At 33.2% G+C, this 16451-nt stretch carries 16 protein-coding genes; 7 read left to right on the top strand and 9 right to left on the bottom strand.

Features of this window, described 5'->3' with window-relative positions; all coding sequences use genetic code 11:
- Window positions 1-177: 177 nt before the first annotated feature.
- Both ACHRVZ_RS11100 and ACHRVZ_RS11095 read left to right on the top strand, forming a co-directional pair.
- Window positions 178-3459, top strand: coding sequence for a DUF2723 domain-containing protein (locus tag ACHRVZ_RS11100; protein WP_395422473.1), 3282 nt, complete (start codon window positions 178-180; stop codon window positions 3457-3459).
- A gap of 92 nt (window positions 3460-3551) precedes the next feature.
- Window positions 3552-4187: a polysaccharide deacetylase family protein gene (locus tag ACHRVZ_RS11095; protein ID WP_395422472.1), complete on the top strand. Its 636-nt coding sequence runs from the start codon at window positions 3552-3554 to the stop codon at window positions 4185-4187.
- Between the two features lie 23 nt (window positions 4188-4210).
- Here ACHRVZ_RS11095 and ACHRVZ_RS11090 read toward each other — a convergent pair whose 3' ends face one another.
- From ACHRVZ_RS11090 to ACHRVZ_RS11055, 8 genes are all read right to left on the bottom strand, one after another.
- Window positions 4211-4516, bottom strand: a complete 306-nt coding sequence (locus ACHRVZ_RS11090) for a co-chaperone YbbN (RefSeq protein ID WP_041516386.1) — start codon at window positions 4514-4516, stop codon at window positions 4211-4213.
- A gap of 72 nt (window positions 4517-4588) precedes the next feature.
- Window positions 4589-5824 (bottom strand): metallophosphoesterase, encoded by a 1236-nt coding sequence (locus ACHRVZ_RS11085; protein ID WP_395422471.1) that lies wholly within the window; start codon window positions 5822-5824, stop codon window positions 4589-4591.
- 176 nt (window positions 5825-6000) lie between these two features.
- Entirely contained in the window at window positions 6001-6186 is a 186-nt protein-coding gene (locus ACHRVZ_RS11080) for a hypothetical protein (protein ID WP_395422470.1), read from the bottom strand.
- A gap of 104 nt (window positions 6187-6290) precedes the next feature.
- On the bottom strand, window positions 6291-7628 hold the full coding sequence (locus ACHRVZ_RS11075; protein WP_395422469.1) for a sensor histidine kinase: 1338 nt from the start codon (window positions 7626-7628) through the stop codon (window positions 6291-6293).
- A gap of 10 nt (window positions 7629-7638) precedes the next feature.
- Complete coding sequence (locus ACHRVZ_RS11070; protein ID WP_395422468.1) at window positions 7639-8313, bottom strand: response regulator transcription factor; 675 nt, start codon at window positions 8311-8313, stop codon at window positions 7639-7641.
- Between the two features lie 188 nt (window positions 8314-8501).
- A complete protein-coding gene (locus ACHRVZ_RS11065) occupies window positions 8502-8693 on the bottom strand; it encodes a hypothetical protein (RefSeq protein WP_395422467.1) in 192 nt (63 codons plus the stop codon).
- A gap of 51 nt (window positions 8694-8744) precedes the next feature.
- A complete protein-coding gene (locus ACHRVZ_RS11060; RefSeq protein ID WP_395422466.1) occupies window positions 8745-8927 on the bottom strand; it encodes a hypothetical protein in 183 nt (60 codons plus the stop codon).
- A 53-nt stretch (window positions 8928-8980) separates the two neighbouring features.
- Window positions 8981-9199 carry a hypothetical protein gene (locus ACHRVZ_RS11055; RefSeq protein WP_395422465.1) on the bottom strand — a complete coding sequence of 73 codons (219 nt, stop codon included), beginning with the start codon at window positions 9197-9199 and terminating at the stop codon, window positions 8981-8983.
- Between the two features lie 285 nt (window positions 9200-9484).
- Between ACHRVZ_RS11055 and polA the strand changes: the two genes are divergently transcribed.
- Window positions 9485-12331 (top strand): DNA polymerase I, encoded by a 2847-nt coding sequence (gene polA / locus ACHRVZ_RS11050; protein WP_395422464.1) that lies wholly within the window; start codon window positions 9485-9487, stop codon window positions 12329-12331.
- Window positions 12332-12523: 192 nt separating this feature from the next.
- Here polA and ACHRVZ_RS11045 read toward each other — a convergent pair whose 3' ends face one another.
- Window positions 12524-13549 (bottom strand): LacI family DNA-binding transcriptional regulator, encoded by a 1026-nt coding sequence (locus ACHRVZ_RS11045; protein WP_395422463.1) that lies wholly within the window; start codon window positions 13547-13549, stop codon window positions 12524-12526.
- 195 nt (window positions 13550-13744) lie between these two features.
- On the opposite strand from ACHRVZ_RS11045, the gene ACHRVZ_RS11040 reads away from it, so the two are divergent.
- The 4 genes from ACHRVZ_RS11040 to rpsI all read left to right on the top strand — a co-directional run bounded on the left by ACHRVZ_RS11040 (window position 13745) and on the right by rpsI (window position 16365).
- Window positions 13745-14491, top strand: coding sequence for a ferritin-like domain-containing protein (locus ACHRVZ_RS11040; RefSeq protein ID WP_395422462.1), 747 nt, complete (start codon window positions 13745-13747; stop codon window positions 14489-14491).
- 26 nt (window positions 14492-14517) lie between these two features.
- Entirely contained in the window at window positions 14518-15330 is an 813-nt protein-coding gene (locus tag ACHRVZ_RS11035; RefSeq protein WP_395422461.1) for a ferritin-like domain-containing protein, read from the top strand.
- 193 nt (window positions 15331-15523) lie between these two features.
- Window positions 15524-15979: a 50S ribosomal protein L13 gene (gene rplM, locus ACHRVZ_RS11030; protein WP_395422460.1), complete on the top strand. Its 456-nt coding sequence runs from the start codon at window positions 15524-15526 to the stop codon at window positions 15977-15979.
- Window positions 15979-16365, top strand: a complete 387-nt coding sequence (gene rpsI, locus ACHRVZ_RS11025; RefSeq protein WP_007808909.1) for a 30S ribosomal protein S9 — start codon at window positions 15979-15981, stop codon at window positions 16363-16365. Before rplM ends, rpsI begins: the two co-directional genes overlap by 1 nt.
- The last annotated feature ends 86 nt before the right edge of the window (window positions 16366-16451 follow it).

The raw sequence follows: 16451 nt of genomic DNA, 5'->3' as shown, positions 1-16451 counted from the left end.
CTCATTTTTTTTTCATTTTTTTTCTTTCAAATCCATAACATTCACACAACCATTTAACAAACAATACATTATCACCAGCAAATACTTTTTTAGAATTTTATGTTAATGCACTTCTCTTTAAACAAAAAAACATTTTCTTTGTAGGATAGAAAACATACAAAATTATAACACCTAAATATGGCACAATTCAATTTCAATAAATGGAATACAATTATTGGTTGGTTTGCATTTGCAATCGCTTTAATTACCTATACATTAACTGTTGAACCTACTATGAGCTTTTGGGATTGTGGCGAATACATTGCCACAGCCGCCAAACTAGAAGTTGGACACCCTCCCGGAGCTCCTTTATTCCAAATGATGGGCGCTTTCTTTGCTATGTTCGCTACAGATGATCAACATGTAGCTTTAATGGTTAACATGATGTCTGTTTTCTCAAGTGCATTTACCATTCTGTTTTTATTTTGGTCTTCGTCTATGATTTTAAAAAAAATTGTAGCTCGATTCTCTGAAATCAACCAAAATAATTCAATTGTTATTTTAGGAAGCTCTTTTGTAGGAGCTCTTGCTTACACGTTCTCAGATAGTTTTTGGTTCAATGCTGTTGAAGCTGAAGTTTATGCAATGGCTTCTTTATTAATTGCATTACTTTTTTGGCTTGGTCTTCGTTGGGAACAAGACATGGACAAACCTAAAGGAAACAAATGGTTATTACTTATTTCTCTTGTTGTTGGACTTTCATTTGGAGTTCACTTCATGGCTTTACTAACCATTCCTTCAATAGGTTTTCTTTACTACTTTAAACATTACGAGAAAGTCACAATTAAAAACTTTCTTATTGCCAATGTAATAGTAATTGGTATTTTATTATTTATTTTCAAGCTACTTTTACCACTAACTATGGAAGCGTTTGCTGATACTGAGGTTTTCATGGTAAACAGCTTTGGACTTCCGTTTAACTCAGGAACTCTCTTTGTTGCATTAGTTTTAATTGCTTTCTTTTATTTTGGATTAAAATACACAAAGCAAAAAGGGTTAATTTTTTACAACACCATAATCCTTTGTATTTTATTTATATTCATTGGTTTCTCAACCTGGATGATGCTGCCTGTTCGTGCTAATGCCAACACTGTAATTAACGAAAACAAACCATCTGATGCTGCCGAGGTATTAGCCTACTATAATCGTGAGCAATATGGTGTAAATCCATTATTCTACGGACCTCAATACACAGAAGTTTTCGCAGGTCTTGATGCAAAAAACCCATATTCAGACAAAAAACCTAACTACGAAAGAGATTATAAAACTGGTAAATATATTATTACCAACAATTATAAAAACGCAAATCAGAACAGTGACGACAATCAAAAGACAATTCTACCAAGAATGTGGAGCACTGAAACTGGACATATTCAGAACTACATCAGCTTTACGAATCCTCCTAAATTTAAAATAAATCCTAATTATGATTACGAGCAAGATTTAGGAAAATACGGAATTGACGCAAGCCAGCTTAGCGAAGAAGAATACAATAAAGCAACCGCACAATTGCGCAATGAGGTTGAAAAAACAATTTCTGAATTCAAAAATGCGTATGCTCAAAAGCAAATTGATAACGAAGGATATGTTAAATTCCTAAAAAGCTATGGTGAGTATTTAATCATTGAAAAACCGTCTGCTGTAGATAACTTCAGCTTTATGTTCGAATATCAATTTGGATATATGTATTGGAGATATTTAATGTGGAATTTTGTCGGACGCCAAAGTGACGTTCAGGGAAAATACGATAATCTGGATGGAAACTGGATTAGCGGTATCAAAGCTCTTGATTCTTTACACCTTGGACCTCAAGACAACTTGCCTTCTGATGTTTTAAACAACAAAGGACGAAATGTTTACTTTTTCCTTCCTTTTATCTTAGGATTAATTGGTATAATGTATCACGCAAACAAAGATCTTAAAAGCTTTTACGTTCTTTTAGCCTTGTTTTTATTTACTGGAATTGCATTAAAAATATACCTAAACGAAAGACCTTTTGAACCTCGTGAAAGAGATTACGCTCTTGTGGGCTCTTTTTATGTATTTGCAATCTGGATAGGTTTTGGAGTATATTCTCTCTACGAAAGTATTCAGAAATATATCGCTCCAAAAATTGCTGGTCCAATTGTTATTGCCGGAAGTTTATTAGCCGCGCCAATTTTAATGGCTTCTCAAAATTGGGATGATCACGACAGATCAGGAAGATATACTGCAGTTGCAATGGCTAAAGCTTACTTGAACTCTTGCGACAAAAATGCCATTTTATTTACTATTGGTGACAATGATACCTTCCCTCTATGGTACGCCCAGGAAATTGAACACATTAGAACCGATGTTAAAATTGTAAATACAAGTTTAGTAAATACAGACTGGTATATTGATCAAATGAAAGCAAAAGCATACGAATCTGATCCGTTACCGATATCATTTACACATGATGAATATGTAGGAGACAAACTTGACTATGTAGCTTATATTCAAAAAATAGACACGCGTTGGAACATTAAAGACTTAATTGACTTTATTAAAAATCCAAAATCAACTGTCGGTTTACAAAACGGACAAACGATTCACTTTTATCCAACAAATAAAATCAGAGTTCCTGTTGATAAAGATGTAATCATAAAAAACAAAGTTGTTAATCCTAAATACAACGATTCAATTGTTCAGTATATGGATATCGACATAAAAGGAAGCGCGTTATACAAAAACCGCTTAATAATGCTAGATATTTTAGCTAATAACAATTGGAAAAGACCAATTTACTTTAGTGGAGGAGCCTTTGATGATGAAGATTATTTATGGCTAAAAGACTATCTTCAATTAGACGGAATGGTTTACAAATTGGTTCCAATTAAGAATACACCTTCAAAAGATGGCGGACCAATGGACATGGGACAAATTGATGCCGATAAAATGTACAACATTGTAATGAAATGGGATTGGGGCAACAGCGAAAGTGATAAAATTTACCACGATCCTGAAACAAGAAGAAACAGTATTACTTATCGCACGAATTTATCGCGTTTAATGAACCAACTTATTGCCGAAGGTAAAATCGACAAAGCTAAAAACATTATCAATTTAGCAATGACAAAAATGCCTCTAGACAAATTTGGCTACTATTCTTTAGTTGAACCTTTTGCAGGAGGATACTACAAAGTTGGAGAAACCGCAAAAGCACATGATTTGTTAAATAAATTAGTTCAGAAATACAAAGAAGAATTAAACTATTATGCAACATTAACACCTGGCGATCAAACTGATTTAGCTATCGATATTATCACTGATATTGAGCGTTACAGAAGTTTATTGCAAGTTATGCAAGAAAACAAAGACACTGCTTTCTACGAAAAACACAAAGTAACTTTTAATACTTATGTAAATGTTTTCGAACGTTTTGGTAGAGAAAAAGAATAATATACGAAAAATATAGTAATTAAAAAAATGCAGCGCTGTTTGATTTATAGCGCTGCATTTTTTAATTTTACATATCTGTAAATCAAATCAAAATGAGCTTTTACTGGGTAAAAACAAATTCATTCATAAAAAGGGTATTTTCTAAATATTGCTGGGACATCCCAAACAATGAAAAGAAAATATACCTAACCTTTGATGATGGCCCTACTCCAGAAATTACAGATTGGGTTTTATCTGAGTTAAAAAAATTTGATGCAAAAGCCACTTTCTTTTGTATTGGAAAAAACATTAAAGCTAATTTATCCTTATTCGAAAAATTAATTACTGAAGGACATTCTATAGGAAACCATACCATGAATCATGTTAATGGATGGAAAAGCCATACTAATGATTACATTGAGAATGTTCAAAATTGCGCAGCCGTTTTAGAAGAAGAAAAAACATGCAACCTTTTGTTTCGTCCACCTTATGGAAAAATCAAAAAAGCGCAATCTAAAATTCTACGTAAACTAGGATATAAAATTGTTATGTGGGATGTTTTGAGCGCAGATTTCGATCAATCTATCACTCCGGAAAAATGTCTTGAAAATGTGACTAAAAATGTAAAATCAGGAAGTGTAATAGTATTTCATGACAGCATAAAGGCTTCGCCAAATTTAAAATTTGCGCTACCTAAAACCTTACATTTTTTAAAAGAAAATGGGTATAAGTTTGACATCATTCATTAAATGACATCCTTAAAAAGAGTATCCTATAAGTTACTAAACTGCTCCTGGACAATTCCTATAATTGTATTAGCATCAAGTTCCCCTGATTGCCTCCAGATCATTTGTCCTTCTTTATAAATCATTAAAGTCGGAAGCCCTTTAATACGAAGCGCTTCTGCCAATTCCTGATTTTTATCCACATCAATTTTGATGACTTTGGCTTTGTCGCCTAGTGCAGCCGCAACATCCTTAATAACGGGATGCATTGATACAGATGATTCGTTCCAATCGGTGTAAAAATCAATTAACACTGGAACTTGAGCATTTATAAGTTCTCCAAATTTTGACATAAAACCAAAAATTTAATTCTTTTAATCTTTTAAAAAGAGATAATTATATACAAATGTAGCATTTTTAACGAATTAAGCCACACTGTTGCCTTTTTTTAGTTCAATGACTGTTATTTCAGGCATAATACCAACTCTCCCCGGGTACGCATGAAAACCAAATCCGCGGTTAACATATACATATCGTCCTACATTTTCATATAGTCCGGCCCATTGTTTGTAAATATATTGTGCTAAACTCCATTTAAAATATCCCGGAATTTCTATTCCAAATTGCATGCCATGTGTATGACCTGCCAATGTTAAATGAAAGTTTTTAGGATGATTTTTAATTTCATACTCCCAATGACTCGGATCATGACTCATTAATACTTTAAAATCGTCTTGATGCACGTGTTGAGAAGCTTTGTTTAAATCTCCTGCTTTTTTAAAATTATGACCCCAATTTTCAACTCCAATTAAAGCGATTTTATCATCACCTTTTTGAATATAAGTATGCTCGTTTAACATAAGATTAAATCCTATTTGACCATACAGATTTTTTATCGCAGCAAAGTTTTCATCTTTCTCTTTTTCTGAAGGCCAAGTAACATATTCGCCATAATCATGATTTCCTAAAACAGAAAACTTTCCGTATTTATACTCTTTAATTCTATTAAAAGTTGCTATCCACGGGTGCATTTCTTTAGCATGAGTATTTACAATATCTCCAGTAAACAAAATCATGTCTGCTTCTTGCTCGTTAATTAAATCGATCGCGTAGTTTATCTTTTCAGGATTATCAAAACTTCCACTATGGACGTCTGAAATTTGAGTGATTTTAAAACCATCAAAAGCATCGGGCAAATCAGGAAAAAATACGGTTTGCTTGATAACTTTAAAATTATATTTTCCTTCAAATATTCCATAAATCAATGATAAAAAAGGAATTGCAGCCAAACCTAAAGCAATCTGACTAACAAATTTTCGTCTTTCCGGCATCATTTCTTTCCTAGGAGCATTATAAATAAAATAATTTAAAATACTTGCTCCAACTCTAAAAATATCTTCTCCAAACAAGGCAAGAGTCATTACAATTTTAGGAACATAAACCAATAACATCAAACCTGTCGTAAACATAAACTGCTTAGTCTGTCCAACAGAGCGATCTACTTGCGAAAAAGAATATATAATGAAAATTAAGATTAGTAAACTTACAACCTGATAGCTAACCAAAACCCATCTTAATTTAATTAAGGTACGAAAGGCTTGATAAGAATAGAACTCAATAAATAAAAAAAGAGCACATAGAATTACAAAACGAATGATCATTAGTTATAGTTTTAAGCAAAGTAACAAAGAATGAAAATTCTATTGCTTTCTATTATCAAAAATTTAACTCAAATAATAACAAAAAGCTGATAGATTTCTCTACCAGCTTTTTCTCTACCAAATTTTTTAAAACCTTTTAATCCACAACAATGTTTACGTGTGTAAACTATGTTGTTTTATTTTTGAGCTTTTGCTGCCTCTGGTTTAGCTGCTTCGGCTTTTTTAGCTTTTTTGTCCGCTTTTTTGTCTTTTTTAGGAGCTTTTGCTTCTTTTGCCGGAGTTGTTTGAGCTGGAGTTGTTTGAGCATTTACCATTGCAGTTGTTCCTAAAATAGCCACTGCTAACATTACTAATTTTTTCATGATTGTAGTTTTATGATTGTTATTATTTCATTTATTATACCTCAAAGATATAATCACTAAATGAAGATTAAATGAAGATTGAACTACCCGAGAAAAATTAACTTTTAATTATGTTTTACAGCTTCAGGAAATAAAAGTGTAAATGTGGTTCCTTCATTTATTTGAGATGTTACTCTAATTTCAATATGATGAAAAGAGGCAATACTCTCTGCAATAGCAAGCCCTAAACCCTGACCATCTTGCTCTGAACTTATTCTTGCGAACCGATTAAATATATTTTCAATTTGAGAAGCAGTCATTCCAATTCCTGAATCTGCTATAGATATAAAATAATGATTATCCAGAAAACCATCTTCTATCACAATACTTCCTTTAGGTTTATTGTATTTTATAGCATTGGTTACTAAATTATAAATAAGAATGTGCATTAAAGTTTTGTTTCCTGTAAAAACATAATCATGCTGCATATTGTTACAGAACTGAATATCCCGATCCTCAATTCTGTCCTCCAAATCTTCGTGCAGATCTGCAATAAGCTCATGAAAATTCACACTCTCATTTGCCTCGTACTGATTATTTTCGATTCTTGAAATCAATAATAAATTATTAATGATCTTCTTCAACATATCTAATGTTCTCAGAGATCCTGCAATTTTATCAAAAGCATTATCATCTAAAGAATCATTTTGGAGTAAGTTCTCAAACTTATTTTTAAGCAAAGCTATTGGTGTTAACAATTCATGAGAAACATTGGAAATAAATTGTTTTTCTTTTTTAAAAAGCTCTGAAATACGATCCATCATTTGATTTAAAACAGAATCAAGCTCTCTAAAATCCCTAGATCTTGCCTTTATTGGCGTATGATCAAAAGCTTCAGGTTCGTTGACGCGCCTTATTTTGGTATCAATAATTTTATAAAAAGGTTTCAGCAAATATTCAATATAAAAAGTATCTGCCAAAAAAGTAATCAACAAGATAACAACAAAAACAATTATTATAAAAAACCGAATAATAAAAGTAAGATCTTTTACTTCGCCTAGACTACTTCCTATTTCTAATTGATAACCTTGATTGTCGAACACAAAATGATATTGAAGGATTCTATATTCATTTTCTTCACCTTCGATAATTCGATATTCATTTGTAAAGACTGCTTTCTTTTGATCAGACTTTATTGGCGATTTTGAAAGTACCAAAAATTCGCTGTGCAGTGTTGAGAATTGCGAATAGGTTTCAGTCGAATCACTTGAATTTTCGATAAAATCATTGATTTCATTTCGATCTAAATGTTCAATGAATTTTTGTTTTTTCTCCAGTAATCCATTATTAATGTGTCGATAAACAACATTTTCGACCAAAATTGGCAGCATCAGCCACAAAATCAAAATGACAAGCAATCGTGTCAATGCATTAAAAATAGCCAACTGATGTTTTATCTTCACAATACTCTATTTATTCATTTATACGATAACCAACATTTCTTACGGTTTCAAACCAATCGATAGCAGTATGTTTATCTAATTTTTTTCGAAGATTTCGAACATGAACATCTATAAAATTAGAATCTGAATTGACCTCCAGAATATCTCCCCAAATATGCTCCGTCAATTGCAAACGGGTAATTACCCGATTTTTATTTAAAACCAAATATTGAAAAATATCAAACTCTTTTTTAGTCAAACTAATGGGTATTTCACTATAACTTACTTTATAATCCTGAAGTTGGAGCAAAAATCCGTGTATGCTTAAATTATTCAAAGTAAAACCATGAATCCTGCGTATAACCGCAAATAATCTGGCACTTAGCTCTGTCAAAGCAAAAGGCTTGGTTAAATAATCATCTGCGCCCAAATGCAGCCCGTTTATCCTGTCATCTAATTCACCTCTTGCTGTTAACACAATAACAGCCATTTTTGATTTGGTTTTTCGAACAGTTTTTAAAACATCAAAACCATCTCCGTCAGGTAAACCAAGATCAAGCAACATTGCATCAAAATCATTACTATTCACCTCCTCCAGAGCGTCATTACAATTATGGGCAATTTTACACACATAACCTGCATTACACAAAAAATCATAAACCTCTACAGCAAGCTCCTTATTATCTTCAACAATCAAAATATTCATAACACAATGTTTAAGCGCAACTAAATTTAAGCAATTATAAAAAATCTCGTTGCTTATTATTAAAAAATTAACGAACCAAAAAAAAGCTGATAAATTTCTTTACCAGCTTTCTCCAACCGCATTCTCCATAACCATTACTTCTGTTTTACTTCCCTTATAATTCTTTGAAAACAAAACAAAAACAATTCTTATTTCATTTTAGTTGTTTCTGCTTTTGGAGCTTCACTTTTTGCTGATTTTGTTTTTTTATCAGCTTTGTTTTTATGGTGTTTTGTTGCTTTAACCTCTTTCGCAGGTGCTGCCTGAGTTGGAGTTGTTTGAGCACTTACCATTGCACTTGTTCCTAAAACTGCTGCTAATACTATAAATAAATTTCTCATGATTTCTAATTTTTAAATGATTAACCTTTTACTTTACAATAACCTCTTTTCTTATTTTGCTTTTGGAGTTTCTGCTTTTGGAGCTTCTGACTTCATTTTTTTATCAGCTTTATTTTTATGGTGTTTAGCTGCTTTAACCTCTTTTGCAGGAGTTGCTTGAGTTGGAGTTGTTTGAGCACTTACCATTGCACTTGTTCCTAAAACTGCTACTAATAACATTACTAGATTTTTCATAACTTTAAATTTTAATTGATTATTTTTTTATATTCTTTTAATACACTCTTATTTTATTTTTTAGCTTTTGCTGCTTCTGCTTTTGGAGCTACTGTTTTTTCTGATTTTGCTTTTTTATCAGATTTTTTTGGGTGTTTTGTAGTTTTAACTTCTTTTGCAGGAGTCGCTTTTACTTCTTTAATAGGAACTGGTTTAATTCCTTTGGCAGGAAATGCACTTACCATGACACTTGTTCCTAAAACTGCTACTAATAACATCAATAAATTTCTCATGATTTCTAAGTTTTTATTTTTAATACCTTTTATTTTATAGATCAAATTTACCCCTGTAATATGAAGACAAAATGAAGAAAACCTCCAACTTAAATATTTTAACTAGACATTAACTATTTACCGTTTTAAACCATCCAAATTATATAAGTTTCATTTAATAAGTAGACTCACTGTATTATCTCTCCATCAAAATGAACTCATATAACTGATTTGGTAGAAAAAAAATCTGGTTAGTTTAATTTTTAAGAACCCAATTGTTTATTTTTACAGACTAATATTTTTTTTATGTCAACTCAAAAACGTCTTTTTCTTCTCGATGCTTACGCATTAATTTTTCGTGGTTATTATGCCTTTATAAAAAACCCGCGAATTAATTCTAAAGGAATGGACACATCAGCGATTATGGGTTTCATGAATTCGCTTTTAGACGTTATTAAACGTGAAAAACCAGATCATTTGGCAGTTGCTTTTGATAAAGGAGGAAGCCAATTGCGTAACGAAATTTTCCCAGAATATAAAGCAAACCGCGACGTAACGCCAGACGCTATAAAAATAGCCGTACCTTATATACAAGAACTTTTAAAAGCCATGCACATTCCGATTATTGAAGTGTCAGGTTTTGAAGCCGATGATTTAATTGGAACTATTGCCAAACAAGCCGAAAAAGAGAATTACAAAGTTTTTATGGTAACTCCTGATAAGGATTTTGCACAATTGGTTTCAGAAAACATCTTCATGTACAAGCCCGCTCGTATGGGTAATGGAATTGAAATTTGGGGAGTTCCTGAAGTTTTAGCAAAATTCGAAATTGAGCGCCCTGAACAAGTAATCGATTTTCTTGGAATGATGGGAGATGCTGCCGATAACATTCCAGGACTTCCGGGAGTTGGTGAAGTAACCGCTAAGAAGCTTCTTAAAGAATTTGGTACAATGGAAAACCTTTTGGCCAATACTGATAAGTTGAAAGGAAAAATGAAAGAAAACATAGAGGCTAATAAAGAGAAAGGTTTACTTTCTAAAACATTAGCAACTATATTATTAGATTGTCCAGTTACCTTTAATGAAAGCGATTACGAATTAACACGTCCTGATATCGAGAAAACTGATGCTATTTTTAATGAATTAGAATTCAGAAGAATGGCTGAGCAGTTTGACAATCTGTTTAAAACAGGAAGCACAAACGAAACAACAAACGAACCACAAGCTTCTGACGCGAAATTATACAAAAAACCACAAGCCAGAAACGAGGAACAATTTGATCTTTTTGGAGGTGGAACTACAGAAGAAGATACAGAAACACCAAGAACTTCGTTTTACAATACTTTAGAAAACACACCTCACTCCTACCAAGCTATTCAAGGAGATTTAGGAATAAAATTACTTTTACAAAATTTACAGAACCAAACTTCTGTATGTTTTGACACTGAAACTACCGGCTTAGATGCTTTGCACGCTGAATTAGTCGGAATAGCACTTTCTTACGAAAAAGGGAAAGCATTTTACGTTCCGTTTCCAGAAAATCAAGAAGAAGCTCAGATTTTAATCGAAAAGTTTAGACCGTTTTTTGAAAATGAAAACATCGAAAAAATAGGTCAGAATTTAAAATACGATTTAAAAATACTTTCTAATTATGGTATTACTGTAAAAGGAAAACTTTTTGACACTATGATTGCGCATTATTTAATTAATCCAGATATGCGTCATAATATGGATATTTTATCTGAAACGTATTTAAAATATGCTCCAAAACCAATTGAAGATTTAATTGGCAAAAAAGGAAAAAATCAAATTACAATGCGCGATGTGGCGCTCGAAGATATCAAAGAATATGCTGCTGAAGATGCAGATATTACTTTGCAATTGAAAGAAATCTTTACAACTGAATTAGACAAAACTGAAACGAAAAAGTTATTTGACGAAATCGAAATTCCATTAGTAAGCGTTTTAGCCGCTATGGAGACAGAAGGAATCCGTTTGGATGTTGAGTTCTTAAACGCCATGTCTAAAGAAATGGATGTTGAGATTAAATCTTTAGAACAGCAAATTTATGAAACCGCAGGCGAGAAATTCAATTTGGCTTCTCCAAAACAATTAGGAGATGTTTTATTTGATAAAATGAAAATTGGCGGAGCAAAACAAAAGAAAACTAAAACTGGTCAATATGCGACTGGCGAAGAAGTTTTAACTTATTTGGCGAATGACAACCCAATTGTAAAACAAATTCTGGATTGGCGCCAAATGGTAAAATTACAATCTACTTACATTTTGGCTTTGCCGGAACAAGTAGACAAAAAAACACAACGTGTTCATACCGATTATATGCAAACTGTTGCTGCAACAGGACGTTTGAGTTCTAACAACCCTAACTTGCAAAATATTCCGATTCGTACCGAAAGAGGTCGTCAGATTCGTAAAGCTTTTGTTGCACGTGACGAAAACCACACTTTAATCTCTGCCGATTACTCGCAAATAGAATTAAGAATTATTGCGGCTTTGAGTGGAGAAGAAAATATGATTGCGGCTTTCAAAAACGGAGAAGACATTCATAAAGCAACCGCCGCAAAAGTTTTTGACGTTCCTTTGGATGAAGTATCACGTGAACAAAGAAGCAATGCCAAAACGGTAAACTTCGGAATTATATATGGCGTTTCTGCTTTTGGATTAAGCAACCAAACTTCATTATCCCGTAGTGAAAGTGCTGCATTGATTGAAGCTTATTACAAAACTTACCCAAGATTAAAATCATACATTCAGGAGCAAATAGAATTTGCACGCGAAAAAGGATATGTACAAACTATTTTAGGTCGTCGTCGTTATTTAAAAGACATCAACTCAGCAAATGCTGTAGTTAGAAGCGCTGCCGAACGAAATGCTGTAAATGCACCAATTCAAGGAAGCGCTGCCGATGTCATTAAAATCGCGATGATCAACATTCATAAAAAACTAAAAGAAGAAAACTGGAAATCTAAAATGCTACTTCAGGTTCATGATGAGCTTGTGTTTGATGTACACAACGACGAATTAGAAAAAATTCAGCCTATGATTAAACACGAAATGGAAAATGCTTTTATAATGAGTGTTCCTTTAGATGTTGAACTTGGTTTAGGAAAAGATTGGTTGGAAGCGCATTAATAAAGTTTAGAATTCTAAATCAAAAATACAATCTTGTCATTTCGACGAAGGAGAAATCACACCAGAAACTCCACAATCAGAATCGTCAATCTTTGTCGAATCCCGAGCGTGATTTCTCCTTCGTCGAAATGACAAGATTGTATAAAAAAAGACTACCCCGAAGGATAGTCTTTTTTTATACAATATTAAATCTTATTTCTTTCTTGTTGATTCTCTTTCTTTCAACTTCGTCTTAATAACGATAGTTTCATAATCCGAAGTTTCTTCTTCAGATTCTTCCAGACGTTTTATCAATTGTCTGGCAGCAACTTCTCCAATTTCAATTCCGTGCTGACTTACTGTTGTTAAACTTGGCGATAAACGTCTTGAGGCTAAAATTCCGTCAGCAAAACCAATAATCGAAATATCTTCTGGAACTCTGTATCCTTTTTTCAAACTTACTCTCAAAGCTGCAACCGAATCATTTTCGTCTAAGGCAAAAATGGCATCAATTTTATTATCAAAAATGGCATCAATTTTAGCTTTCATGTCTTCTTCAGAATCGGTACGAAGAATAATCTTTTCGTTTACCGGAATATTATTATCTGCTAAAGCTTTCAAATATCCATCAGCTCTTAATTTTCCAACACTTAAATTATCTACTGAAGAAATTAAGGCAATATTTTTACATCCTAAATTGATTAAATGTTGAGTCGAGTTTAAAGCCGAATCAAAATCATCTACAACAACTTTGTCACATTCTACTTCATCTGCAATACGATCAAACATAACGATTGGCGTACCATCATTAATAATAGCAGAGAAATGACTGTAATCTTGTAATTTTTGAGCTTCTTCAGAAACCGAAAGAATAAATCCGTCAATTGTTCCGTTGCTCAACATTTCAAGTGTATGAATTTCTTTTTCTAAAGATTCGTTCGAAATACACGTTATTACATTATATCCTTTTTTATCGGCTACCTTTTCGATACCACTAAAAACCTTAGCAAAAAAGGAGTTCAATATATTAGGTATAATTACACCAATTGTTTTGGTTTTACGATTCTTTAAATTCAGACCAATAACATTTGGTTTATAATTTTTGAGTTTGGCATACTCCTTAATCTTCACCTTCGTTTGCTCACTAATTTCGGGGCTATCATTTAATGCCTTAGACACCGTAGATACAGAAACACCAAGTTCTTTCGCAATTTGTTTTAGAGTTGCTTTAGCTTTCATTTAAAAATAATTTTGTGTAATTAATACAAATATAGTAGAATTACCGATAATAAAACAAAAAACACACATTCCTATTTAAAATTCTAAAGCCTTTTTTAAAATAAATTTAAAAAACATCCTTTTTCTAAAACCGCACGTCTTAAAATTTCGTTAATACCTTAATACATGTTATTAACCTTTTAAAAGACCTTGATTATGAAAAACGAAGTTAAAATTCATGAAGTTGACCCTTCATTGAATAACAGAAGGAGCTTTCTTAAGCTCAGCGGCTTAACACTAGTTAGTGCAGGTTTGGTTTTGGCTGGCTGCAGCGACAATAATGATGACAATGACATGCAGGACAATACCCTGCCCGGAATAAAGAATGGTGTATTTGATTTAGGATCTGGAGATTTTGGCGTATTAACATATGCGTATGCTTTAGAACAATTAGAAGCTGATTTTTACACCAAAGTTGTAAATGCTTCAAGCTTCAATGCCACTTTTAATCCTATTGAACGTCAGGTTTTAACTGATTTGTATCATCATGAAGTAATTCACAGAGATTTTTTTAAAGCTGCTTTAACCGGAGCACTCCCTGACCCAAGCACACAATTGCTTCCCTCCTTAGCATTCAATTATGGATCTCTGAATTTCAACAGTCGTACTGAAGTTCTTGCTACTGCAAAAGCACTTGAAGACACAGGCGTTGCCGCTTACAACGGAGCAGGAAAACTAATCAAGAGTCCGGACTATTTACTACTAGCTGGAAAAATTGTTTCAGTCGAAGCAAGACACGCATCAGCTATTAGAAGCTTAATTAATCCAAATTCTAAGGATTTTGCCGGCGATGATATCGTGAGCGTATCAACTGGTTTAGATGTAGCAAAAGACCCTTCTAAAATTTTACCAATTGCAGGAGGCTTTATTACTACAAAATTTACTGCCAAATATTTACCTTAATCCTAACCAGCTAAAACTTAGAAATTATGAATATTTTAAAATTTATAGAAACATTTACTGATGACAGCTTAATGAGAAGCACTGGATCAAGAAGAGACAGTTTTAATCAGTTTGGAAACATTGGAAAAACATTGGCATATGCATCAATTCCATTCGGATTATCCGCTATGGCAAATAAAGCATTTGCAAAAGATATTACTGCAACGCCAGCAACACCTATTGGAGCCTTGCAATTTGCCTTGACCTTAGAATATCTGGAAAACGAATTTTACGCCATGGCATTAGATTCCGGCGTAATTCCGGCATCAGAAAACGGAGGTCGGGATTTAAAAGTTTTTCAACAAATTGCAGCGCACGAGTCAAGTCATGTTAAATTTTTGATTGCAGGACTAGGTGGAAACGCAAGTGCAAACTTCGTTCCCAAACCCACTTTTGACTTTACTGTTGGAGGAGCTTTTGACCCGTTTCACGACTATCCTACTTTTTTAGCACTAGCGCAAGCTTTTGAAGATACCGGAGTAAGAGCTTACAAAGGTCAAGCCGCAAACTTAATTACTACACCAGATTTATTAACAGCCGCGCTGCAAATTCACTCTGTAGAAGCCCGTCATGCATCTGAAGTTCGACGCTTACGCGGATTAAAAGGATGGATTTCAAATGATGAAAGAGGTGCAGGAATGCCATCAGCCACTCAAGCTGTATACAATGGCGAGGGAGTAACTGTACAAGCAGGATTTAATACTGCTGCTGCATTTGGAGCAACTGCAGGATCAGAATCTTACGATGAGCCACTTACAACACAACAAGTTGTAGATATTGCAAATTTATTTATTGTTTAGCACAAATAATTTTAAATATTAAACCACCTTCGCGTTATTGTGAAGGTGGTTTTTTTTTATTGTTTTAAATATAAAACTGATAGCCTGATTTTCAGTATATAAAATATTCTTTTCAGGTATTTGGTTTTAAAATAATTAATTGTACTTTTGCATCCCCTTTATTGGGGATGGAATGTTTAATTAAAATAATATTATGGACGCATTAAGCTACAAAACAGTTTCAGCTAGCAAAGCCACTGTAACTAAAGAGTGGATTGTTGTTGACGCTGAAGGTCACAACTTAGGACGTCTTGCTTCAAAGGTTGCGATGATCTTAAGAGGTAAGTACAAGCCAAGTTACACACCACACGTTGACTGTGGAGATAACGTAATTGTTATCAACTCAGAAAAAATTAACCTTACAGGTAGAAAAATGGATGACAAAGTTTACGTACGTCATACAGGTTACCCAGGAGGACAAAGAACTTTAACTGCTAAAGTATTGCAATCAAAAAACCCTGCATTACTAGTAGAAAAAGCTGTAAAAGGAATGTTACCTAAAAACAAATTAGGATCAGAACTTTTTAGAAATCTAAATGTTGTTGTAGGATCTGAGCACAAACAAGGAGCTCAAAAACCTAGAACTGTTAACCTAAACGATCTTAAGTAATGGGAGTTATTCACAAAATCGGTAGAAGAAAAACCGCTGTTGCACGTGTATATGTTTCTGAAGGAACAGGAAAAATCACTGTAAACAAAAAAGAATTCGCAACTTACTTTCCAACTGCAACTTTACAATACAAAGTTTTACAACCAATGTCTATGACAGAAAATGTAAACAACTTTGATGTAAAAGTAAACGTTTACGGAGGTGGTTCAACTGGTCAGGCAGAAGCTGTAAGAATGGCATTAGCACGTGTTATGTGTGAAGTAAATGCTGAAAACAGAGCTATCTTAAAACCAGAAGGTTTATTAACAAGAGATCCAAGAATGGTTGAACGTAAGAAATTCGGTCAGAAGAAAGCTCGTAAGAGATTCCAATTCTCTAAACGTTAATATTACCTGTCTTGTGCATATGGTACAAGACATTATCAATTTATTGAAATTAAAAAACACAGTTGTTGTTGCTCTCCTATCGAGGT

Source organism: Flavobacterium sp. FlaQc-57, from assembly GCF_044007395.1.
Lineage (GTDB): Bacteria > Bacteroidota > Bacteroidia > Flavobacteriales > Flavobacteriaceae > Flavobacterium.
The sequence above is the reverse complement of the archived record's forward strand: the minus strand, read 5'-3'. Positions and strand labels throughout refer to the sequence as shown.

What these genes read in the sequence shown, in the direction of transcription:
- ACHRVZ_RS11060 (WP_395422466.1), bottom strand. Translation starts at nt 8,927, where the DNA reads ATGAAAAATCTAGTAATGTTATTAGTAGCAGTTTTAGGAACAAGTGCA.
- ACHRVZ_RS11045 (WP_395422463.1), bottom strand. Translation starts at nt 13,549, where the DNA reads ATGAAAGCTAAAGCAACTCTAAAACAAATTGCGAAAGAACTTGGTGTT.
- ACHRVZ_RS11055 (WP_395422465.1), bottom strand. Translation starts at nt 9,199, where the DNA reads ATGAGAAATTTATTGATGTTATTAGTAGCAGTTTTAGGAACAAGTGTC.
- ACHRVZ_RS11090 (WP_041516386.1), bottom strand. Translation starts at nt 4,516, where the DNA reads ATGTCAAAATTTGGAGAACTTATAAATGCTCAAGTTCCAGTGTTAATT.
- ACHRVZ_RS11070 (WP_395422468.1), bottom strand. Translation starts at nt 8,313, where the DNA reads ATGAATATTTTGATTGTTGAAGATAATAAGGAGCTTGCTGTAGAGGTT.
- ACHRVZ_RS11065 (WP_395422467.1), bottom strand. Translation starts at nt 8,693, where the DNA reads ATGAGAAATTTATTTATAGTATTAGCAGCAGTTTTAGGAACAAGTGCA.
- ACHRVZ_RS11035 (WP_395422461.1), top strand. Translation starts at nt 14,518, where the DNA reads ATGAATATTTTAAAATTTATAGAAACATTTACTGATGACAGCTTAATG.
- ACHRVZ_RS11100 (WP_395422473.1), top strand. Translation starts at nt 178, where the DNA reads ATGGCACAATTCAATTTCAATAAATGGAATACAATTATTGGTTGGTTT.
- ACHRVZ_RS11085 (WP_395422471.1), bottom strand. Translation starts at nt 5,824, where the DNA reads ATGATCATTCGTTTTGTAATTCTATGTGCTCTTTTTTTATTTATTGAG.
- polA (WP_395422464.1), top strand. Translation starts at nt 9,485, where the DNA reads ATGTCAACTCAAAAACGTCTTTTTCTTCTCGATGCTTACGCATTAATT.
- ACHRVZ_RS11095 (WP_395422472.1), top strand. Translation starts at nt 3,552, where the DNA reads ATGAGCTTTTACTGGGTAAAAACAAATTCATTCATAAAAAGGGTATTT.
- rplM (WP_395422460.1), top strand. Translation starts at nt 15,524, where the DNA reads ATGGACGCATTAAGCTACAAAACAGTTTCAGCTAGCAAAGCCACTGTA.
- rpsI (WP_007808909.1), top strand. Translation starts at nt 15,979, where the DNA reads ATGGGAGTTATTCACAAAATCGGTAGAAGAAAAACCGCTGTTGCACGT.
- ACHRVZ_RS11040 (WP_395422462.1), top strand. Translation starts at nt 13,745, where the DNA reads ATGAAAAACGAAGTTAAAATTCATGAAGTTGACCCTTCATTGAATAAC.
- ACHRVZ_RS11080 (WP_395422470.1), bottom strand. Translation starts at nt 6,186, where the DNA reads ATGAAAAAATTAGTAATGTTAGCAGTGGCTATTTTAGGAACAACTGCA.